This is a genomic window from Planctellipticum variicoloris (assembly GCF_030622045.1).
Classification (GTDB): domain Bacteria; phylum Planctomycetota; class Planctomycetia; order Planctomycetales; family Planctomycetaceae; genus Planctellipticum; species Planctellipticum variicoloris.
In genome coordinates, this window is the sequence record NZ_CP130886.1 from 7,003,451 (window position 1) to 7,023,659 (window position 20,209).

Here is a 20,209-nt window from a genome sequence, read left to right on the forward strand (position 1 = left end):
GATGGAGAACGGGAAGGGGCCCATGCTGCGCGCAGCGACTTTTGCCCTCGCCCTGGTCCTCCCGGCCTCGGCACAGGAGCCGCCGAAGACGGATTTCGGTTTCGATCCGAAGACAATTTCCGCCCCGGACCCGGCGTATGGTCCGCCAGTGGCGCGGGTGTTCGGGGAGTACATCTATCTGGCTCGGGCCGGCGAGGCTCCACGAAAGATTGACCAGGATCTCGTGGACGGGATCACCAGCAGCGTCTGGCACGACCTGCAGTTGTGGCTGATCGAGAAGGAGCGGATTGCCGCCACACCGCAGGAAATTGAACAGGTCGCGACCCGGATGCGATTGCTGATGTGGAGCGCCGGTCCGAAATTCGAGTTCGATCTCGCGAGCATCCTTTTTCAGGAAGTCTTCCAGCATTGGATGGGTGCGTGCTGGGTGACGCAGTGGAAGATCGATCGCCTGCTCTACCAGCGCTATGGCGGTGGGACGGTCATTTTTCAGCAGTTCAGTCCGCAGGAACCGGTCGGGGCGCACCGTCGTTTCCTTGAAGAAGCGGAGGCGGCGAAGGCGATTGAATTCTATGATCCGGAGGTCCGCAAAAGGTTCTGGAAATACTACCTCGACGAGGATGGCAGCCTGTTGCACGCCATCCCCTCGGAGGATGTCGATTTTGACCAGCCGTGGTGGCTGAAGCCGGCGGATGCTGAGCGGTGACGACAGTGTCGGCCGGAAGCATTTGAATTCGAGACCATAGCCATCGGGAACGCGCCGCACCCATGTCACCGCCAACGCTCCGCGAACCCTGGTTCCTCAAGCACAGAACATCAATCTGGCAGCGGGCCATCGTGATGTCGCTCGTGCTTGGGGGGCTTGGATTCCTTGCCGGGCTGATCTGGCTCATGGAAATGTTCGTCTTGTTGAGTTTGATTGAACTGCCGGACAACGCGAGAGTCTTCGCGTTCGGAGTGGCTGGAAGTCTTGCGCTCGGAGCGGGAGTCGCTGTTCCTTACTTGAGTTGGATCGGAACACGTTTCGGAATACTGCGGACGCGGCTGAATTGTCTCGTCGGTGTTGCTGCAATTCTGTCTGCAGCGACCGCATTCACCTTGGATCCAACGTGGATCTTTAATCCGCCGGTTGTATCGCATTCAGGCACCACGTTTTTCAGGATTCATATTCCTGTTGTCATTCTGATCCAGTTTCCATTCATCTGGCTGGCCTGGAGCGCGGCTCTCTTACGACGAACCTGGGGCTGGCTCATCATGAGTGGTCTTTCAGCCGGTTCACTTCTTGCGATTCCGGCGACGATCTATGCGATTGGAGCCGTGCTGAATCAGTGGAGCGACCAGCTCTCACTGCAATTCCAGCAAATCGCCGTCATCACGGTTGGGGGAACATCGACCAGCCAGTTCCTGGCTCTGTTGGTCATTCCCTGGGGCATCCCGTTCTGGTTCCCGCCGGCGCGGGAGCCCGCTCCGCAATGACGCCGTCCTGCAAAGACGGCCGGCACAGCCGGCCCTACGCCCCCTTGGCTCTCGACTCTGGACTCTCGTCTCTCGACTTCATTCGATCTTCGTCGCACGAAATCTTCACTCTCAGTCCGGCGCAAACTGCCGCACCGAACCGTCCGCGACCTGCTGCGGGATGTGCTGCTGCTCGCTGCGCAGGATCAGAAAGCGTTCCAGGACCAGCGCATCGATATTCGTCGCCGCGAAACACCGCCAGGCGTCTTCCGGCGTGCAGACGATCGGTTCCCCGCGGACGTTGAAGCTGGTGTTGATCACCACCGGGCAGCCCGTCTGATTGCGAAACTGGTCGAGCAGCCGCCAGAACCGCCCGTGACGCTGCTCGTCCACCGTCTGCACGCGGGCCGAATGATCCATGTGCGTGATCGCGGGAACATCCGACCGCGGCGTATGCACCGCCGCCAGCCCTTCGCTAAGCATCCCCGCCGGCGTCGCCCGCCAATGCTCGGGCCGGACCTTCACAACGGTCATCATGTACGGCCCGAGATCCTGCGGCCGAGCGTCGAAGTAGTCTGCCGCGGCGTCTTCCAGGATCGCCGGGGCGAATGGGCGGAATGACTCGCGGAATTTGATCTTCAGATTCATCACCGATTGCAGCTTCGGGCTGCGGGGATCGCCCAGGATGCTGCGGGAACCGAGCGCCCGCGGCCCGAACTCCATCCGCCCCTGGCACCACCCCACCACCTGCTCATCCGCCAGCAGCCCGGCGACGCGCTCGCAAAGCTCGTCGTCGCTCAATTCGTGATAGGTTGCTCTCTCGCGATTGAGCAGGGCCCGAATCTCGTCCTCGACAAACGCCGGCCCCAGCAGCGATCCCTGCTGAGAATCCTCCGGGCGGACCTTCCGGGTTTCCCCCAGCAACTGATGGTTGACGAACTGCGCCGCACCGAGGGCGCCCCCGGCATCGCCCGCCGCGGGCTGGATCCAGATCCGCTCGAAGGGACCCTCGCGCGACAGTCGGCCATTCGCCACGCAGTTCAGCGCGACCCCGCCCGCCAGGCAGATGTGTCGCATTCCAGTCCGCGCCTGAAGCTGCCGGGCCATCCGCAGCACGATTTCCTCGGTCACGTCCTGAATCGACGCCGCCAGATCACATTCCCGCTGCGTCAGCGGCGACTCGGGAGGCCGGGGCGGACCGCCGAAGAGCTGCTCGAACTTCCGGCTCGTCATCCGCAATCCGTGCCAGTAGTCGAAGTACGACAGGTCGAGCCGGAATGAGCCGTCTTCCTTCAGATCCAGTAATTTCTCGCGGATCGTTGCGGCGTAGATGGGCTTTCCGTAGGGGGCCAGGCCCATCAGCTTGTATTCGCCCGAATTCACGCGGAAGCCGCAGAAGTAGGTGAAGGCCGAGTACAACAGTCCCAGCGAATGGGGATAGCGCAGCTCTTGCTGCAGTTCGATCCGCTCGCCGCGCCCGACGCCGCAACTCGCCGTCGCCCATTCGCCCACGCCGTCGATCGTCAGAATCGCCGCCTCGTCGAATGGCGAAGGATAGAACGCGCTGGCTGCGTGCGACTCGTGATGCTCGACGAACACGAATCGCCGGCGGTAATCCTTGAGCGGCCCTGACCGCAGCTCGCGCTGCAGAAAGAGCTTGTCCTTCAGCCAGACCGGCAGTGCCTGCAGAAAAACGCGAAAACCGCGCGGGGCGGCCGCGAGCTGCGTCTCCAGCAGCCGGTCGAACTTGAGCAGCGGCTTTTCGTAATAGGCGACGTAGTCGAGTTTGTCGGCCGTCAGCCCCCCCGCCTGCAGGCAGTATTCGATCGCGTGAGCCGGAAACGACGGATCGTGCTTCTTCCGCGTAAACCGCTCTTCCTGCGCCGCGGCGACGATCTCGCCATCCACGACCAGCGCGGCCGCAGCGTCGTGATAGAACGCGGAAATTCCGAGAATTGCTGACATGCGGCGTGTGTCCGAAGCGTCGCCAGGGTGAGAGAATGCTTGGCTCCTCAGGCTAGCATGCGCCAGTGGCGGGTGTCATCTGCAGGGGACCGGGTCGGCATCGACGGGTCGACGGCGTGCCCGGCCACAGGCCAGATCGTGCGTCTCCGAACTGGTCGCAATCCGCGAACTGCGAAGATAAGCCGGAGTTTATCTTCGCCTCATGCGCCCCTCAGGCATTGCTCTCATGATGGGTGCGTTGGCTGCCAAGCCGCAGTTCCCTGCATCCCGGATCTGAGGAGAGAATCGATGATCACCAGGCAACTTCCAGCGGCGCATCAGAATTTCCCCGTCGAATGGGTTCGCGATCATTCTTCCATGGAGGACGAGCTGAGCAGCCCGATTTCGCAGCCCGCGCGGTACGACGTGGAAGTCTGGTACTGGACGGCCCTGGCAGCAGCGCTCGTCGCGATCCGACTGCTGTACCCCGCACCCGACTGGCAGAGAACACCCCCGCTGCAAGCGTCGACGAATCTCGAACACATCGAGCGACGGGAAACATCCGCTCCGGAATCGAACCGTCCGAGATCCGACGAGTCCGGCTCGCGCGTTGTACATCGGAATCTGCATCCCGCAGAATAACGAACAGATTCATGCGGCGACCCGATCCGCCCCCCGGGACATTCGGGACCGACCGGAGTGACCAGTTCCATGAGCGCGCGCATCCTGCTGATTGAAGACGAGCCCGAGATCGCCGGATTCATTCTGCGCGGACTGAGGGAAGAGGGCTACACCGTCGAGCACGAAAGCAACGGCGTCGACGGACTGGCGGCGCTGACCCAGCAGGTCTGGGATGCCGTCATTCTCGACTGGAGACTCCCCGGCCAGGATGGGCTTGCCGTGTTGAAGGAATACCGCCAGCGCGATCGACAGACCCCGGTTCTATTTCTGACGGCCCGCGACAGCGTCCTCGATCGCGTCACCGGCCTCAACGGCGGCGCCGACGACTATCTGTGCAAGCCGTTCGCTTTCGTCGAACTGCTCGCGCGGATCCGGGCGCTGCTCCGCCGGGAAGACCGTCGCCCCGGCGTCGTTCTCACCTACTCCGACGTCAGCGTTGACATGGTCACGCGACAGTCGACGCGAGGCGGTCAGCGGCTGGATCTCACGGCTCGCGAAGAAGCATTGCTGGCGTTCTTTCTGCGACACCCCGAACAGGTGCTGACCAGGACGCGGATCTACGAGGCCGTCTGGGATGAACGCTACGACGGAATGTCGAACACGCTCGAAGTCCACGTCATGGAGCTGCGGAAGAAGCTGGAACGGTATGGGCCGCGCCTGATTCACACTCTCCGCGGACGCGGCTACCGCCTGGGCGAATCGGAGTGATGACGCGTTTCTCGTCCCGGGCCTCTGAGATGCGAGTTCCATGACGCTCACGACCAGGTTGACGGTCTATTTCCTGACAGTGCTCGGCATCGTCCTGTTGCTGCTGACGGCGACCGTCTGGGGATTGGTTCGCTGGTCACTCTACGGCGACCTCGCCGGTCGCGTCGACCACATCATGTCGGCCCTGGTCGCATCGGTTGAAATTGAACCCGACGGAGTCGAGTGGAACCCCAAGGAGCACGAGCTCCTGGCGCTGCGGAAGCCCGTCGCTCAGGACATCGCCTGGGTCGTCCTCGATCCCGACGGACGGGCCATCGACCACTCCAACCTCAACCTTCCTCCCGAGGCCACCGCCGATACGCAGTCGTTCGCCAACGCGCCTCCCCGCTGGCTCCCCGGAACCGGCGAATCCTGGCTCGTGCTGGTTCGACAGGTGGAAATCGGCGACTTCGGAGCCGCCAGTCAAACGGGTGATGAAGAAGCCCACCCCGACGACGTCCCGGAGTACCCCCGACTGACCTTCGCGGCGGCGATCTCGAATCAAGGCGTCGAACGCCAACTGGCCGGCGTGCTGCTGGGAGTCTTGCTGGCGGCCCTGGCCCTGTGGAGCCTGTGCGCCTTCTTGAGCCGCCGCGCCTGCCGCCAGGCCCTGCGACCGGTCCGCGAGATGGCCGAGGCCGCCGCCCGGATCGAGGCAACGCGCCTGGACCGCCGACTCCCCGTCGCCCCGGACCGTGACGAGCTGCAGGAGCTCGCCGTCACCTTCAATACGCTCCTCGACCGCCTCGAATCGGCTTTTGCGCAGGAACGCCGGTTCGCGGCCGACGCCTCCCATCAGTTGCGAACCCCGTTGACTGTCATGCTCGGCGAACTCGACGTCACGCTGCTGCGCGATCGCGACGCTCCAGCCTATCAGGACACGCTGCAGCGGGTCCGCGCTCAAGCCCGGCGATTGATCGGCATGGTCGAATCACTCCTCTGGCTGGCTCGGACCGACTTTGAATCGCACGTCGATGCCATCGATCCCCTCGACCTGGTCGCGTGGCTGACCGACTGGCGCGCGCGGAGAGGGGCTGAGCCCCGCCTGCGGATGGTGCTCGAACCAGCCCTGCCGGCCTTCGCGCGAATCCGGCCGCTGCTGCTGGAACAGGCCCTCGGGAACGTGGTCGATAACGCCCTCCGCTACGGCCCGCCCGATCACCCCGTCACGGTGCGGCTTCAATCTGGTCCGGCAGAAGTTACCATCTCCATCCACAACGAAGGTGCGACAATCGCTCCGGAGGACTTGCCTCATCTCTTCGAGCCCTTCTACCGTTCCACGGCCCCCGCCGTCACGCGCCAACCCGGCAGCGGTCTGGGACTGCCGATTGTGTTGCGGATTCTCAAGCTGCACGGAGGCGCCGTCGAGGTCTCGTCCAACGCCACATCCGGCACGACGTTCGAGATGCGGCTGCCACGCTCAACCCCGTTGGCCGAGTCACCCGGACAGTAGCGACTCGCGCAACAACCGAACTTCTTCCGACCGCAATCACGCGATCATCGTTCTGGCAGTCATCCCGGCCGTCACCCCTCGTCGAAGGGAATCGCACCGTCACCCCTCGTCGAAGGGAATCGCACCGTCACCCCTCTTCAAAGGGAATCGCACCGTCACCCGGCGGTCGCCCCGCCTTGTGCCAGATCGTTTCCATAAACTCGTGGTGTCCCTTCCGGCTGACGCCATACTCGATGGTCGAGAGAATCGACCACCAGTTCCGGCCGGCCAGCGACTGGACGGGAAACCACAGGCCCGGCAAGGCCAGGCTCTTGAGGATTCCCCGATGATCGGGCGCCGCCTCGACGAAGGCCTGTCCGTCGTGTCGATTCCAGTGGAACGTCAGCGGGTCCCCATCGAAGACGGCGACGTACTCGGTGACGCCGGCACGTTCGAATTCGCCGCGGCGCGATTCGTACTCGGCCATCTCTTCAGAGTCGAAGACATCCAGCACGAAATTGGGCGGCCCCTCGAAACCGTTGTCGACGGGTTCGCACTGCTTCAGCCGGCCGTGATTGACCATCGCGACCAGCCCGGGAACGATGCGCGACCGGTGATCGAGCTGCACGGGAACATGCAGGCAGACGTAGATGCCGGGCGTGAAGAGGCGGTAGTGGTTGACGCAGAGGGCCAGATCGGTCAGCAGGACGGATTTCGCGGTCGTGAGTTCCGGCATGGGTTTGGCCTTTGCCTGCCAGAGATGCGGAAATTCCGTGTCTTTTGGAATGCGACGATGTGAGAATACCGGAGGATGGACGGCCGTCAATCGCAGACAGAGTCAACGATGCTGCAGGCAAAGATTGTGTCGCGACGCACCGGCCCTGAACTGGAGCAGCACTTGGAATTCCGCGACTTCTCACCGCCGGCCGAGCCGACGCTCAACGTGCAGCGTGATGCCCTGCAGAAGGGGCTCGGGCGGGCGATGCAGTGGGCACGGGCCGGGCGGCTGTCGAAAGACGCGCTGCTGGAGGCGTGCCTGCACGAGCAGCGGATTGATATTCAGTGTGAAGAGAATCGCGGGGAGTGGCTCTGGAACGTCGCGCAGGCGGCCGGCGCGATCGAATACCTTCGGGAACCGATCCTGGAGGCGTTTCGCAGTCTGTCGAACGAACGAGACGCCTATCAGATGTGCGTCCTTGCGGGGCAGTTTGCGCACTGGGGAGACGGCCGATTTGTCGACGCCATTTACGACATCGTCGAACGCCGGCCGTTTGCTCTCAAATACCCGTCAATCGGCGAAGGACAGTTGATGGACATCGCCGGCGAACCCGGCCTGCTGTTCATCGCGGGGATTCGCGGCCGGCTGCTGCGGGAACGGAGCTGGGAATGGGATGACGGAGCGATCGTGGACTGGGCGATTGAGCAATTCGGCGAAGATAGAACAGCCGAGGTTCTGCAGGCATCGGACGACTCTGACGTTCGGCGTTTTTTCGGGGTCTGGAAGAATCAGGTTTCCGTGGAACCAGCCTCGCCAGGCTCGTCGCTGGTTGATCAACTGCGGACGGCCTCCGCACTGGATGCGATCGCCGACGCGAGGACGACTGGGAACAGGTTCCGTATGAGGACGTGGGCGAAGTATGCAAAGGCCGATGACCTGAAGCTCGTCATGAATCATCTGTGGGTCGAGGAAGATCCGGCGGCCTTGGCGAAGCTGCTGCGGATATTCTGGGGCGGTCCATTGCCCGAGTTCGATAAGCGGCTGATCGGCCTGTGCGGGCATGAGCACGAGCAAGTTCGACGTGCCGCTTACTACGCGCTGGCGGAGAACAGGCATCCGAAGATCCGTGAGTTCGCGCTGCAGCGACTCGATAAACTGACTGGAGAGTTGCCAGTCCTTCGACTGTTGACGAAGAACTACGAGCCGGGCGATGAACAACGAATTCTCGCCGCGATCCAGCCGTCAGACGACATATCCTTCCTGCATTGGCTGATCCTGGATCTGCTCAACGTCATTGAGGCGAATCCCGATTCGGACAGCTCACAGCTTGGCATCGCCGTCTATGCGTTGTCGCCATGCGCCAACTGCCGCAACCGAGCGGTCGAATTGATGGTTGAGGAAGGCGTTGCTCCCGACTGGTTGCTCGAAGAATGCCGCGACGATTCCGAGGAAGATTGTCGCAAAGTTGTCAGCGAGCAAAACACACCACCCGACGGCCAACAGTCGGCCTGACCGGAGCTACTTCCCCGCCGCCTCCCACGCCTTCATCTGCGCGATGTTCCGCTCCAGCTCCGCCCGCCGCTCCCCTTTCACATTCGACAGATACGCCGCCATCTCGGCGTCATACGCCGCGGCGGACTCGGGAGTCCGGCCGTGATCGTTCGTTTCGCCCATCCACCGGTCGAGCCGGGCCCGCAGCTTTTCCAGCACGGCCAGGTGCTCCGGTTCTCCGGCCAGATTGCGGAGCTGATACCGGTCGGTCTGCCACTCGTAAAGCTCTTCGGCGGGCCGGGTCGGTGCAAACAACAACCGCTCCTGCAGGTCATCGAGTTTTCCTGCGGCATGCAGCTCCCGCAGCCGGAGCAGGATCGGTTTGTTGTCCTTGTAGGCGTTCGGTTGCAGCATGGGCCGGTCCGGATGGAAGTTGCGGATGTAGAGCCAGCGATCGGTCCGGACCGATCGGATCCGCTCCGTCGTCTCGTCGCAGCGGTCGCGGGCTGCGAAGATTTCGGGCCGCGGCTGGTACTCTTTGCCGAAGACGTTCCGGCCCTGCATGGTCGGCGGGATGGCGATCCCCGCCGCGGACAGCGAGATCGCCGGCAGGTCGATGTGCTCGACCAGATCGTCGCGGACGCCGCGCGGAATCCCCGGCCCGCGGATCACCAGCGGCACGTGCGTTCCTTCGTTGTACAGAAACTGCTTCCCGCGAGCGTGGCTGATGCCGTGATCGGTCATGAAGATCACCAGCGTCTGGTCGAGAATTTTTTCCGCTTCCAGCCGCGCGAGGACCTGCCCGACCTGCCAGTCGGTGTAGCGGCAGGCATCCAGATACCGAGCCCAGTCGTGCCGCAGGACTTCGTCGCGCGGGTAATAGGGCGGCAGCTCGACGCTCGCCGGATCGGTCAGCGTCCCCAGCGCGGCCTTAGCCGTTTCCTCCCAGTTCTTCCCCTCGCGGTATTTGCCGCCGTGGAGCTGGACCTGCATGAAGAACGGCTGCCCCGGCTTCCGCCCGGCCCAGTCGGGACCGTCATAGATCGCCTTTTCCCACTCGAAGTTGTAGTCGGTCTTGCCAAGCCGCCTGTTCCCCGCGATGCCGGCGCCGATGCAGGTGTAGTAACCCGCCTGCTGGAACAACTTCGGGACCGGAATGACACCGGCCGGCAGCGCGATCTGCTGGTCCCCCCGTCCGCTGCGATGGTGGTGGGCGCCAAGGCTGGTCTGATATATCCCCGTGATCAGAGCCGACCGGCAGGCGGAACAGACCGGAGCGGTCACGTAGGCGTGCGTGAACCGCGTCCCTTCGCGAGCGAGGCGATCGACATTGGGAGTCGCGACCTGCGTCTCTCCGTAGCACGAAAAGTTGGCGGACATGTCGTCGACGAAGATCCAGACGATGTTGGGCCGGTCGGCGGCGGACCCGGTCGATTCGATCCCGAGCGCAAGGAATCCAACCAGAAGTGCCATCCAGACGCGGTACATCGTCAGTCTCCGGGATGCAGATGTCGTTCTCAGCGGCGATTTGTCAGCCGACAGCTTAACCCCGTTCTCCCGGATCGTCAGCCCGCCTGGCAAACTCTGCGGACTGGAGAGACTCTGGCGGAGCTGTCGGTCCTGCGGCAGTTGCCGCCTGGAACAGTCGATAATGAAAGGCGTGATGTTCCGCGTCTCCCGATTCGGCGGCCACTCAGCCATGCGACCGTTGCGTTCCCAGCTCTGTCGACCCTCCCGGCGATTCGCCGCGCTGCTGGCGCTGGCGTCGCTCGGTGCGTCGGGCTGTCGAACGCTCGTCCTCCCCGGCATGCCAGTCTTCGAATGGCATGCTCTCGAGACGGCGCCGCTGTCGGCCAAGGCCACGGAAGACGGCGTCGAGCAGGCGGTCTGGCAGACCGAAAACCTCACCAGTCACGGGACCATCCAGCTCATTCGCGCCCAGTCGTTCGACGAAGCCCCGTCCGACGCCGGCGAACCGGCCCGCCTGTCCGTCCTGGCCGACGAGTAAGCGTCGTCCGACGAGTGGCGGTCATTGACCCCGAGCCTTCCCGTCGGTCCCCCGCTGTGGAATACTGGCGACGCCGGTGCGGACCCTGCTGCAGTCCGGCGGCATTCCCGTGTCCGCTCCCGTCGACAGAAAGTCCAATCTATGGCCGCCGAACCTCGGGCCGACGGCAATCGCCGCGCGGTCGGCAAGCTGCTCCGCACCCTGCAATGGGCTTTTACCGGCGCCGCCGTCCTGTGGTGGGTCTGGGCGGCGCTCGTGCTGTGGGCGGCGTTCACCCGTTCCGGCAACAAGCTCGGGGCGTTTCTGGCGATCTACCTGCTCCTCACCGTCGGCGCGAGCGGCGTCGCCTTCGTGATGATGATGTGGGACAAATGGCGCGCCATCCGCGTCAAACCGCGCGTTTCCGAATCGACCCTGCTGTTCTGCAGCCTGGCCGGCGGCTGGCCGGGAACGCAGCTCGCCCGCATGCTGTTCCGACATAAGACACAGAAAGTCGGCTTCCGCGCCATCTACTGGCTCATCGTCTCGCTCCACCTGCTGCTGCTCGGCTACATCTGGTGGAGCGACTGGTTCCGTCTGATGGCGCAAGCCCTGATCTACAAAGCCCCCGCCGCCTGAATCCGCCGGACGAACCTCCGTCGCGTCTTTGGAGTCAATCTGCCATCCGGCATTTTCGTCGCCGACCGAGCGATACTCGTCCCGATTCTCTGGAACGTTTTTCGATGAACTTCGCACGCTGGACCTTCTCGATCGCCGGCTGGTACGGTCTGGCGGTCATCCTGCCCCAGTACTTTCTGGAGCGCCGCATCGGACTGGACTATCCGCCGGCGATCACCCATCCGGAGCACTTTTACGGCTTCATCGGTGTTGCGCTGGCCTGGCAGGTGGCGTTTCTGATCATGTCCCGCGACCCGGTCCGCTATCGGCCGCTGATGCTCGCGGGAGTCCTCGAAAAGGCCTCCTTCGGCATCGCCGCTCTGGTCCTCTACTTCCAGAACCGCCTGGCCGTCGCGCTGGTCCCGTTCGCCCTCCTCGATCTGGTGCTGGGCGTGCTGTTCCTGGAGGCGTACCGTCGGACGGGAAATGCCTCCACCCTCAAGAACGCGTCGGGTGGCACGCTCTGAGTCTTCGAAGGGCGTGTCTTCGAGAGAGACCACGCCCATCGCAAAGCCTCTGGGCGTGCCACCCAAATATGACATACTGAAGCAGCGACTCAGCGCGCCGTCGCCGCCAGAGCGAGCGCGCCGTGAACCACCACGCTCTCGCCCAGCCCCGCCGGCACAACGTCAAACGCTCCCCGCAGCGGGGGAAACAGGTAGCGGTTCACGGCAGCGCGCAAAGGCTCGAAGAAGAGCTCTTCGCCAGCCAGTGACACCCCGCCTCCTACGACGACCACGTCCGGTGCAATCAGCGTCCCGACTTGCGCAATCGCCCAGCCGAGCACTTCGACAGCGTTGCCGTAGACCTCGCGGGCGGCGGCATTCCCCGCCATCGCCGCGGTGGCCACCAGCCGCGACGAAAGTTGATCGATCTCCCGCTGCGATCGATTCAGCAGATCTTCGGCGTCCCGTTCGTCGGCATGCTCCGCCACCCAGCGCCGGGCGGCCTGTTCGATTCCTGGCCCCGCCGCCCGCGACTCGACCGTGGCGTGGGGATCGCGGCAATCCAGACCCGGCCGCAGGTGCCCGATCTCCGCCGCCGCGGGGCGGTCCGTTCCGTGAATTTTCCGGTCGATCACCAGCCCCCCGCCGATCCCAGTGCCGACGGTGACGTAGAACACCGTCCGCAGACCGCGACCGGCGCCGAAACATGCCTCCGCCAGGCAGGCCGAGTCGCAGTCGTTCCCCAGGCAGGCGGGCCGTTGCAGTTCGGTCCGGCACCACTCCGCCAGTGGGAATCCGTCCCAGCCGTTCACCTGGTGGCTGGTCTGCACGATGCCCCGATCGCCGAAGACCGGTCCGCCAAAGCCGAAGCCGACGCGTTCGATGTCGTAGGCGGCGATCAGCTCCCGCCCGGTTTCGCGGATCTGGCCCAGAATGCCCTGCGCTCCGCGCGAGCGATCGATGTCGCGCCGCTCGAAGGCGACGAATTCTGCTCCGTCGCCGTGCCCCACCCCCAGTTGCAGTTTCGTTCCGCCGATTTCGATGCCCAGGTACATGTCGCGCCGTGATTCCCGGTCTTGTGACTTGGTCCGCTTCCGCCGTCGCTCAGCCTGATGACCGGCCCTCACGAAAGCAAGGCAGCCCGGAACAGTGGAGGTTCCGGGCTGCCTGACGAGGTCACGGCCTGACGAGCAAAAATCAGCCGCGATGAATCTGACGGAGCGACTGCTCCGCGGTCGTGCGGACTTCCGCGTTTGGATCCTGAGTCAGCTTCCGCAGGTCGTTCTCGGCCGGCAGGGCCAGCGGTCCCAGTTCCCCCAGGGCATAGATCGCCCCGACCCGCACTTTTTCCTCCGGATCCCGCAGAGCCAGCCGCAGAGCATTCACCGTTTCCTGCGACTGCGGAGCCAGCTCCGCCAGCGAATAGGCCGTCAGCCAGCGGACATTGGCATCCTGGTCCTCCAAGCAGCCCAGCAGCGTCTTCAGAGCGGGCTGCGACCACTCTCCATACCGGATCAGCACTTCGGCAACATGCAGCCGAACATAAGCGTTCGGATCTTTCAGCGCCTCGGAGAGCGCCGGCACCGCGTCGGCCGCCTGCGGACCCATCCCCGCCAGGACCGCCGCCGCATACGACCGGACCGCCGAATCTTCGTGCTTGAGGGATTCGACCAGCGTCTTGATCGACTGCGGCGTGCTCCCTTCGATGCGAGTCAGGGCCAGTGCGGCGTTCACCCGCACCAGGCCGTCCGCATGCTGCAGGAGCTGCCGCAGGGCCGGAGCCGCCGCCAGCGACTGCGAGCCGAGTCGTCCCAGTTCGTTGGTCGCCTTTTTGACCTGTTCGACGTCGCGCGTCTCCAGGTTCTTGACGAGCTCCTGGATCTGTCCCGTCGCCTGCGGACACAGGGCCAGCAATGACGCGACCTGCTGGCCGCGGTCGGCCCACGTCCGCAACTTCGCCGAAGCCTCCGACGCGATCTGCGCCTGCCTCGCGGCGGCAGGAGTGATGATCGGCTTGGTCGTCGAGGGGGCATTGGGCAGCGTCGCCGTTCCTTTGACCGCGACGATCGCCTTATCGGCCGTTTTGACGAACTCCGACTTTGCCGGCGTCCCGCCGACCGGCTCGTCCGGAATCAGGCGCACGTCCGCCGCTTTCGCAGCGATCACCCGCTCCTCAACAGCCGCCAGTTTGCGATCCAGCGCCCCGAGGGACCTTTCGGCTTCGCCCAGCAGATCCTGGCCCTCCTTGGCCATGCTGTGAGAAACCTCCTGGATCTCGTTCTTCTTCAGATCCTTGATCGCCTTCTCGACGGCCTGCTGTCCGGCGGCCTCGGCAAACGACCAGTCGTCTTCGAGGAAAGCTTTCTCCTTGGCGGCGGCAACCTCAGTCTTCGTCGGCTGGGCAGCGTTCCCCCCGGCAGCCTTCTCCACTCCCGACCTCGACCAGCTCTCGCCCTTCGGAGAGTCGACCAGGAACGGATCCTCGTCCCAGCTCGTCCCCGTCTTCGTCGGAGCCGCGGCGACCTTGGCTTCAACCTTCGGGGCGGTCTTCGACGCCGCCCTGGAAGGATCCTTGGGAGTCACCTTCGCAACTGCGTCTTTCCCCGACGACGCGGTTTTCGCCGCAGGCTTGCCCGCCGCGGCTTCTTTCAAAGCCTTGTCGGCGGCGGCGATCTTCGCGTCAGTCGCCGCTTTCTTCCCTGACGACGCTCCCGACTTCGAGGACTTCGCCTCCTTGTCGGTCGCAGCAACCTTCGTGTCGACGTCCTTGCCGGACCATTTGGCGACGGTCTGCGATAACCGCGAACAACCCGTCAATTGACAGGCCAGCGCGGTGACAAGCAGGACCTTCCAGGGAGCACACCATTGTTTCATGGTTGCGGCCTTCTTTGCTTCAGCAGAGGACCCCTCGTCCACACCCGCGGGGTCTCGTCCTTGATCTGTTCTGATTTTCCGGTCGAGTGGCGCCGACCGTGCCGGGCCTGACGGCCATACCGGCGATGCCTGTTACATCGGTCCAGCCGCCGGAAAGACATCACCATCGGACGAACCGGCACAGGAAGTCTGCGCGGCAGGTCGATCAGCCGCCGCAGAATCGTCAGGCCGCACAGAGCTTGCCCAGCCCGCAAGGTTTAACCGCGTTTCCACTCAAGCTCGTGGAGAAACAGCGTCCGCAGGCGTGACGTCCGACGCTGTCGAACTCGAACCTCTACCGCCTCGGTCGGGTCTTCGCACGCGGCCTGAGCATCAGAATGGCCGCCGTCGCCACAATCGCGAGGGGCAAAATCAGCTTCAGCGGAATCCGGAGACGGGCCACCAGCACCAGCGCCAGCAGACCCCCTAGCAGATTCCAGATCGAGACGTTCGCCCAGGCGGGATCGTTTTCGCGACTCGGCAACGCAATCCAGATCGCCGACAGCAGCACCCCCACGCGCATAAATGCGCCCTGCCACAAGTCGGCCTGCCCTCCCAGCCGGGCGATCGCCAGTCCGATCGCTGTCGCCAGGCACGTCAGCGCCAGCACGCCCAGCAGCCCCCGATTGACCGGCACCGTCGCAGGAGCTGCCATAGATCCCTGTCCCGACTGCTGACGAGTTGCCGGGCCGTCCGACTTACGCCGGGCCGGCCGCTTCCCGCTCGTGCTCGTTGACCTCTTCCACCAGCTTCATCGCAGCCTGCAACAGTTGCGGCAAGCCTTTGCCTGTGACCGCCGAAATTCTCATGACCGGCCGGCCGATCGTCTCTTCCAGCAGCTCGGCGACGGCTTCGGCGTCCAGCAGCTCGCACTTGGTGACGACCACCAGCTCGGGGCGCTCCGCAAGCTGTTCGTCGTACAGCCGCAGTTCTTCGCGGATCTTGAGGTAGTTCTCGATCGGGTCGGTCTGGTCGTCCGGCTGCGGTTCGACCAGGTGCACCAGCACCTTCGTCCGCTCAACGTGCCGCAGGAACTCGTGTCCCAGACCCACGCCTGCATGCGCCCCTTCGATCAAACCGGGAATGTCCGCCAGCACGAACTGCCGGTCGTGGCCGACCCGCACGAGACCCAGGTTCGGAAATTTGGTCGTGAACGGATAATTCGCGATCTGCGGAGTCGCCCGCGACAACCGGCTGAGCAGCGTCGACTTCCCGGCGTTCGGCTTGCCGATCAGCCCCACGTCCGCGATCACTTTCAATTCCAGGAATACTTCGCGCAGTTCGCCCGGCTCGCCCGGTGTAAACTCACGCGGGGCGCGATTCGTCGAGCTTGTGAACCGGGTGTTCCCGCTTCCGCCGCTCCCGCCATGAGCGACGATCACCTGCTCGCCATGTTCGACCAGATCCTTCAGCACGTGGCCGCGCTTCGCGTCCCGCAGAATGGTCCCCGTCGGCACCCGAATCACGATGTCATCCGCATTGCGGCCCGATTTCATCGAGCCCTGTCCCGGAAACCCGTTCTGTGCGTTCCAGTTACGGATTCCGACGAGGTGCACCAGGCTGCCGACATTCTCGTCGGCCTCAATGATCACATGTCCCCCTCGCCCGCCGTCTCCGCCGTCCGGACCGCCGCGCGGAACGTGAGATTCCCGGCGAAAGCTGCTGCAGCCGTCCCCCCCGTCACCGGCCTTGCACACAATTTCAATCTGATCGACGAACATGATACGGCGAATTTCCTCGGGAACCGCGGCCTGTCGCGCGTTGCCGCGAGGCCAAACCTCCATTGTGACAGGCCTGGCAGTCGATGAGAAGCGACTCGCCATCGAGTTCCCCGCCTCCCACCTTCCATTCGGGTGCCCGCTGCAGCACGATTCTGGTAAGCTCGCAGCTCCTCTCCGGCCCCTCGCAGCAACTTGAAGGACCCCCTTCGATGTCCGTCGTGACTATTCGCGATCTGCACACCGGATCGACCGCCCGGATCGCCCCCGCACTCGGCTTCAACTGCTTCGAATTTCGAGTCGCTCATGCCGGTGCATTCATCGATGTCCTTGACGCGGTTCCCGGTTTCGCGGACGGCGGCCAGCGAGCCAGCGGCAGCGGAATTCCAATCCTGTTTCCGTTTCCCAACCGCATCCGTCAGGGGCGTTTCACCTGGGCCGGTCAGGCATACGTCATCCCCGGCAGCGACAAATGGGGAAACGCAATCCACGGCTTCTGCCTCGACCGCCCCTGGCGCGTGATCGATGTCGGTCCCGACTTCGTCACCGGACAGTTCCAACTCAGCGTCGACGCCCCCGACCGACTGTCATTCTGGCCCGCCGATTTTGTCCTGGAAGTCACTTACGAGCTGATCCACAATCGCCTGCGCGCCAACTTCCGGATCGCAAATCCTTCCGCCATCGATCTCCCCTGGGGACTGGGAACGCATCCTTACTTCAAGCTCCCCCTCGGGGCCGGCAGTCGAGTGCAGGACTGCACAATCGACGCCCCGGTCAGCCACTGCTGGGAACTGATTGACTGTCTGCCGACGGGTAAGATCGTTCCCGCTCCGGAGGAAAAAGACCTGCGCGAAGGTGTCTATCCAGCGCTTCTGCAGCTCGACGATGTCTACACCGGCGTGGGCTGCGCCGGCCCGCAATTCGAATGCACCATCATCGACGAGCCGGCCGGCCTGCAGATCACGCAAACCTGTCCTCCCATTTTCCGGGAACTGGTCGCATTCACGCCTCCCGATCGGAACGCCGTCTGCCTCGAACCCTACACCTGCCCGACCGACGCGATCAACCTTGCGGCCCAGGGACTTGAGACCGGCTGGCGGACACTCTCTCCAGGAAGCGAATTCCACACCTGGATCGACCTCACGGCCGGGCCGATTCTCGTCTGAGTGGAAGTTGATGTCATGTCGACCCAGCTCCTGACGGTGACCCCCGACGACGACCTCGACACGGCCATGTGGAAATTCACCCAACGGAATCTCGACGAAATTCCCGTCGTCGAACCCGCGAATCCGCGCCGACTTAAAGGTATGCTCCGCCGCAAAGAGGTGATTTCGATCTACAACCGCCGCGTCCTCGAGCAGCGACTGGCGGTGCAGGCGGAAGAACAAGCCTGACCAAGGCGTCCCGACCGTCCTCCGCCCCCGTTTTCGCCGTCCGGACCGGTCATCCGCAGAAGGCAGGGGGCTTCGGCAATTTGCGGTCGGGAATTGCGATTGTCGGGCACCCGCCCGCCAGACTATCCTGCCGCGCGCCCTCGCCTTTCACTCGCTGCTCAAGGTTCGAGGAACAAGGATGTTCCGCCGATTGCTGCTGCTCGCGCTCAGTCTTTCCGCCCTGTCGGCGGTCGGCTGCTTCGCGCGCAATCGGACCACGGACTTCCTGCAGGCGCAACTCCGCGTGCAGGAACAGAGTCTGTCCGATCTGCAGACGCAGCTCGACAGGACAGTCTCCGAACTCCAGTTAGCCCGCCGGGAAGTCGACGGGCTCCGGACACAACTCGCCGAATCGGGCCAGTCGCAATTGCCCGCCGAACAGGCTGCCGTCCTGCTCCGCGTCTCAGACGTGAAGATCAACAGCATGCTCACGAGCGGTCTGAACGAAGATGGGCAGCCCGGCGACGACCGGATCGTCGTCCACTTCGCCCCCTACGATGATGACGGCGAAGTGGTCAAACTCCCGGGACGCATCCGCATCACCGCCCAGGATCCCGCGCTCAGCGAGGACGAACGCACCGTCGGTACCTGGTCCTTTACGGCCGAAGAATGCCGCAAGCACTGGGTCCGCGGATTTCTCGGGTCCGGCTATCAGTTCGCCCTCGAACTGTCCAAACCACCCGTCCACACCGACCTGGTCGTGCAACTGACCCTCGACACCCCCGACGGACGATCCTTTAACGCCACTCACATCGTTCGAGTCCGTCCCACGGAACTGTCGCCAATTGCAGACCGCGTCCCCCGTCCCGATCCGGACGAATCGCAGGGAGTCACGCGCGTCGGGGCCGCGACGCCTCAACCCGCCGCGCCAACGACAACCCGCAAACCCGCTAGCCCGCCGCCGCTTGAGACCGCCCCGCTCCAGGACTCGACCAATTGGACCGAGTCCGAAATCCCCTTCCGGCGATAATCACCGCCTGACTCGGTCTCCGTCGAATCGTTCCCGTCAACGTCAGACGCTGAAGTCCGTCCGGCCGAAGTAGTCACGCGAACGAGATTTCGGCTGCTGTCCGGGACCCGTTTGGCTGGGGACTCGGAATGCCAGACCGGCGCAACGACCGACCCTGCATATCGCAGGTTCGTACGCAACCTGACCGATGGTGTGGCAAACGACACGCACAACCGTACCTCTCCCCGCCGGTCGATCTGGCAGGATCGTCAAAGAAGCACGGCAGCTCGCGATCTGACGATGTCGCCGATTGGTCAATCGCCGTCACGACTTCGATCCGCAATCTATCCTCGCAGGAAGCGTTGCAGTTCCGTGCGAAGCACGGATGCCGCATCCCAGAAACGACATCGTAACGCTCACTATGTTGCTTCTTTCGGAGGATTTGCCTGTGCCTCGGCGACCGTTTCCTGTGCCCGACGTGGACGAACTCGAAATCCATCGCAAACTTTCGATGTTCGGGCTGACAGAGACTGATGTCCATCGGCTGTCCATGGCCAGACCGACGATTCGACTCCACACCGATGAGATCATCAACAGCTTCTACGCCCATGTCAGCGAGTATCCCGAACTGGTTCAGTTCATTCCGGATCTGAACACGCTCCGCGGTCTCCGAATTGCGATGAAGCACTACGTCGACGGCTTTGGCGAAAACTTCGAGACTCCCGAATACTTCGCCCGACAGCGCCGCGTGGGCATGGTGCACGAAAAAATCGGCATCCGGCCCGGCTGGTACATGGCCGCATTCACCTATCTCGGAATGACCATCAAGTCGTTTGTCACCCGAGAGTTCACTGGATCGCCAGCGGAACTGGCGGAAATGCTGGAGAGCATTCAAAAGATCTGCCAGCTCGACGCCACCCTCGCGATCGAAACCTACCACCTCTCCGCAATGGAGCGGATCGAAGGTCTGATGACGCAACTGGAACGGGACCAGGACGAAATCCGGCGGATCGCGCAGACCGATCCTCTGACCGGCCTCCTCAACCGACGCTACTTTCTCGAAAAGCTCGAAGCGGAATTCCATCGCTGCAAAAACTTCGGCCGGCCCCTCTGCGTCATGCTGCTCGACCTCGACAACTTCAAATCCATCAACGATCGCTACGGGCACCCCGTCGGCGATGATGTCCTGCAGGCCACGGGACAGGTGCTGCGGGAAAACGTCCGCGGGACCGACTGGTGCGGACGCATCGGTGGCGAGGAACTGGCGATCGTCTTGCCCGAATGCAATCTGGCGACCGCCAATCTGATCGGCGACCGGATTCGTTTGGCGATCCGGGCGCTCGAATTCGGCGAAGAGTCGACGCGATTCTCGCCCAGCGTCAGCATCGGCCTCTGCGGGATTACCTACGATTTTCACGAGTCGGCCGCGATGCTGAAACTCGCCGACGACGCCCTGTATCGGGCCAAGAAAGATGGGAAAAACCGCGTCTGCGTCGGCGGCCAACCGATGACCGTGGTGGCCGGCATGTAGTCCTGAGCCCACCCAATTCAGGTTTCCGAGACATACGGTCGGGATCCGCGAACGGCGGGTCCCGATCTCGTTCAATGTCCTCTCAA

The 20,209-nt window shown here is 63.6% G+C and carries 20 protein-coding genes; 13 read left to right on the forward strand and 7 right to left on the reverse strand.

The genetic code is table 11. The features are described 5' to 3' along the window. Positions 1–22: 22 nt before the first annotated feature. On the forward strand, positions 23–706 hold the full coding sequence (locus SH412_RS27445) for a hypothetical protein (protein WP_336521232.1): 684 nt from the start codon (positions 23–25) through the stop codon (positions 704–706). A 62-nt stretch (positions 707–768) separates the two neighbouring features. Next, positions 769–1,476 carry a hypothetical protein gene (locus SH412_RS27450; protein WP_336521233.1) on the forward strand — a complete coding sequence of 236 codons (708 nt, stop codon included), beginning with the start codon at positions 769–771 and terminating at the stop codon, positions 1,474–1,476. Between the two features lie 111 nt (positions 1,477–1,587). Here SH412_RS27450 and SH412_RS27455 read toward each other — a convergent pair whose 3' ends face one another. Further along, positions 1,588–3,420: a carbamoyltransferase family protein gene (locus SH412_RS27455; protein ID WP_336521234.1), complete on the reverse strand. Its 1,833-nt coding sequence runs from the start codon at positions 3,418–3,420 to the stop codon at positions 1,588–1,590. A 288-nt stretch (positions 3,421–3,708) separates the two neighbouring features. On the opposite strand from SH412_RS27455, the gene SH412_RS27460 reads away from it, so the two are divergent. From SH412_RS27460 to SH412_RS27470, 3 genes are all read left to right on the forward strand, one after another. Next, entirely contained in the window at positions 3,709–4,041 is a 333-nt protein-coding gene (locus tag SH412_RS27460; RefSeq protein WP_336521235.1) for a hypothetical protein, read from the forward strand. A gap of 69 nt (positions 4,042–4,110) precedes the next feature. Then, positions 4,111–4,788 carry a response regulator transcription factor gene (locus tag SH412_RS27465; protein ID WP_336521236.1) on the forward strand — a complete coding sequence of 226 codons (678 nt, stop codon included), beginning with the start codon at positions 4,111–4,113 and terminating at the stop codon, positions 4,786–4,788. A 40-nt stretch (positions 4,789–4,828) separates the two neighbouring features. Continuing rightward, a complete protein-coding gene (locus SH412_RS27470; protein WP_336521237.1) occupies positions 4,829–6,280 on the forward strand; it encodes an ATP-binding protein in 1,452 nt (483 codons plus the stop codon). A 127-nt stretch (positions 6,281–6,407) separates the two neighbouring features. On the opposite strand, the gene SH412_RS27475 is transcribed toward SH412_RS27470, so the two are convergent. Beyond that, positions 6,408–6,995, reverse strand: a complete 588-nt coding sequence (locus SH412_RS27475) for a Uma2 family endonuclease (RefSeq protein ID WP_336521238.1) — start codon at positions 6,993–6,995, stop codon at positions 6,408–6,410. 108 nt (positions 6,996–7,103) lie between these two features. Between SH412_RS27475 and SH412_RS27480 the strand changes: the two genes are divergently transcribed. Beyond that, complete coding sequence (locus SH412_RS27480) at positions 7,104–8,489, forward strand: hypothetical protein (RefSeq protein WP_336521239.1); 1,386 nt, start codon at positions 7,104–7,106, stop codon at positions 8,487–8,489. A gap of 6 nt (positions 8,490–8,495) precedes the next feature. On the opposite strand, the gene SH412_RS27485 is transcribed toward SH412_RS27480, so the two are convergent. Beyond that, entirely contained in the window at positions 8,496–9,956 is a 1,461-nt protein-coding gene (locus SH412_RS27485) for a sulfatase family protein (RefSeq protein ID WP_336521240.1), read from the reverse strand. A gap of 163 nt (positions 9,957–10,119) precedes the next feature. Between SH412_RS27485 and SH412_RS27490 the strand changes: the two genes are divergently transcribed. The 3 genes from SH412_RS27490 (at position 10,120) to SH412_RS27500 (ending at position 11,600) form a co-directional block, all read left to right on the forward strand. Continuing rightward, complete coding sequence (locus SH412_RS27490) at positions 10,120–10,476, forward strand: hypothetical protein (protein WP_336521241.1); 357 nt, start codon at positions 10,120–10,122, stop codon at positions 10,474–10,476. A 141-nt stretch (positions 10,477–10,617) separates the two neighbouring features. Continuing rightward, complete coding sequence (locus tag SH412_RS27495; RefSeq protein WP_336521242.1) at positions 10,618–11,094, forward strand: DUF1294 domain-containing protein; 477 nt, start codon at positions 10,618–10,620, stop codon at positions 11,092–11,094. 104 nt (positions 11,095–11,198) lie between these two features. Continuing rightward, complete coding sequence (locus tag SH412_RS27500) at positions 11,199–11,600, forward strand: hypothetical protein (RefSeq protein WP_336521243.1); 402 nt, start codon at positions 11,199–11,201, stop codon at positions 11,598–11,600. Positions 11,601–11,689: 89 nt separating this feature from the next. Here SH412_RS27500 and SH412_RS27505 read toward each other — a convergent pair whose 3' ends face one another. The 4 genes from SH412_RS27505 to obgE all read right to left on the reverse strand — a co-directional run bounded on the left by SH412_RS27505 (position 11,690) and on the right by obgE (position 16,213). After that, entirely contained in the window at positions 11,690–12,634 is a 945-nt protein-coding gene (locus SH412_RS27505) for an ROK family protein (RefSeq protein WP_336521244.1), read from the reverse strand. 142 nt (positions 12,635–12,776) lie between these two features. Next, complete coding sequence (locus SH412_RS27510; protein WP_336521245.1) at positions 12,777–14,453, reverse strand: HEAT repeat domain-containing protein; 1,677 nt, start codon at positions 14,451–14,453, stop codon at positions 12,777–12,779. Positions 14,454–14,787: 334 nt separating this feature from the next. Continuing rightward, positions 14,788–15,147 (reverse strand): hypothetical protein, encoded by a 360-nt coding sequence (locus tag SH412_RS27515; protein ID WP_336521246.1) that lies wholly within the window; start codon positions 15,145–15,147, stop codon positions 14,788–14,790. A 43-nt stretch (positions 15,148–15,190) separates the two neighbouring features. Beyond that, positions 15,191–16,213, reverse strand: coding sequence for a GTPase ObgE (gene obgE, locus SH412_RS27520; RefSeq protein WP_336521247.1), 1,023 nt, complete (start codon positions 16,211–16,213; stop codon positions 15,191–15,193). Positions 16,214–16,422: 209 nt separating this feature from the next. Here obgE and SH412_RS27525 point away from each other — a divergent pair, with 209 nt between their 5' ends. The 4 genes from SH412_RS27525 (at position 16,423) to SH412_RS27540 (ending at position 20,123) form a co-directional block, all read left to right on the forward strand. Next, the gene (locus SH412_RS27525; RefSeq protein WP_336521248.1) at positions 16,423–17,376 is read left to right on the forward strand and encodes an aldose 1-epimerase; all 954 of its coding nucleotides are present in this window, start codon (positions 16,423–16,425) and stop codon (positions 17,374–17,376) included. A gap of 15 nt (positions 17,377–17,391) precedes the next feature. After that, positions 17,392–17,604, forward strand: a complete 213-nt coding sequence (locus tag SH412_RS27530; protein ID WP_336521249.1) for a CBS domain-containing protein — start codon at positions 17,392–17,394, stop codon at positions 17,602–17,604. Positions 17,605–17,782: 178 nt separating this feature from the next. Next, positions 17,783–18,613 (forward strand): hypothetical protein, encoded by an 831-nt coding sequence (locus tag SH412_RS27535; RefSeq protein WP_336521250.1) that lies wholly within the window; start codon positions 17,783–17,785, stop codon positions 18,611–18,613. A 427-nt stretch (positions 18,614–19,040) separates the two neighbouring features. Then, positions 19,041–20,123: a diguanylate cyclase gene (locus SH412_RS27540; protein WP_336521251.1), complete on the forward strand. Its 1,083-nt coding sequence runs from the start codon at positions 19,041–19,043 to the stop codon at positions 20,121–20,123. The last annotated feature ends 86 nt before the right edge of the window (positions 20,124–20,209 follow it).

Bases quoted from the DNA above. Each gene is read 5' to 3' on its own strand.
- SH412_RS27500 (WP_336521243.1), top strand. From the start codon at position 11,199: ATGAACTTCGCACGCTGGACCTTCTCGATCGCCGGCTGGTACGGTCTG.
- SH412_RS27445 (WP_336521232.1), top strand. From the start codon at position 23: ATGCTGCGCGCAGCGACTTTTGCCCTCGCCCTGGTCCTCCCGGCCTCG.
- SH412_RS27525 (WP_336521248.1), top strand. From the start codon at position 16,423: ATGTCCGTCGTGACTATTCGCGATCTGCACACCGGATCGACCGCCCGG.
- SH412_RS27480 (WP_336521239.1), top strand. From the start codon at position 7,104: ATGCTGCAGGCAAAGATTGTGTCGCGACGCACCGGCCCTGAACTGGAG.
- SH412_RS27515 (WP_336521246.1), bottom strand. From the start codon at position 15,147: ATGGCAGCTCCTGCGACGGTGCCGGTCAATCGGGGGCTGCTGGGCGTG.
- SH412_RS27505 (WP_336521244.1), bottom strand. From the start codon at position 12,634: ATGTACCTGGGCATCGAAATCGGCGGAACGAAACTGCAACTGGGGGTG.
- SH412_RS27470 (WP_336521237.1), top strand. From the start codon at position 4,829: ATGACGCTCACGACCAGGTTGACGGTCTATTTCCTGACAGTGCTCGGC.
- SH412_RS27455 (WP_336521234.1), bottom strand. From the start codon at position 3,420: ATGTCAGCAATTCTCGGAATTTCCGCGTTCTATCACGACGCTGCGGCC.
- SH412_RS27510 (WP_336521245.1), bottom strand. From the start codon at position 14,453: ATGAAACAATGGTGTGCTCCCTGGAAGGTCCTGCTTGTCACCGCGCTG.
- SH412_RS27530 (WP_336521249.1), top strand. From the start codon at position 17,392: ATGTCGACCCAGCTCCTGACGGTGACCCCCGACGACGACCTCGACACG.
- SH412_RS27465 (WP_336521236.1), top strand. From the start codon at position 4,111: ATGAGCGCGCGCATCCTGCTGATTGAAGACGAGCCCGAGATCGCCGGA.
- SH412_RS27475 (WP_336521238.1), bottom strand. From the start codon at position 6,995: ATGCCGGAACTCACGACCGCGAAATCCGTCCTGCTGACCGATCTGGCC.
- SH412_RS27490 (WP_336521241.1), top strand. From the start codon at position 10,120: ATGAAAGGCGTGATGTTCCGCGTCTCCCGATTCGGCGGCCACTCAGCC.
- SH412_RS27460 (WP_336521235.1), top strand. From the start codon at position 3,709: ATGATCACCAGGCAACTTCCAGCGGCGCATCAGAATTTCCCCGTCGAA.
- SH412_RS27485 (WP_336521240.1), bottom strand. From the start codon at position 9,956: ATGTACCGCGTCTGGATGGCACTTCTGGTTGGATTCCTTGCGCTCGGG.
- SH412_RS27450 (WP_336521233.1), top strand. From the start codon at position 769: ATGTCACCGCCAACGCTCCGCGAACCCTGGTTCCTCAAGCACAGAACA.
- obgE (WP_336521247.1), bottom strand. From the start codon at position 16,213: ATGTTCGTCGATCAGATTGAAATTGTGTGCAAGGCCGGTGACGGGGGG.
- SH412_RS27535 (WP_336521250.1), top strand. From the start codon at position 17,783: ATGTTCCGCCGATTGCTGCTGCTCGCGCTCAGTCTTTCCGCCCTGTCG.
- SH412_RS27495 (WP_336521242.1), top strand. From the start codon at position 10,618: ATGGCCGCCGAACCTCGGGCCGACGGCAATCGCCGCGCGGTCGGCAAG.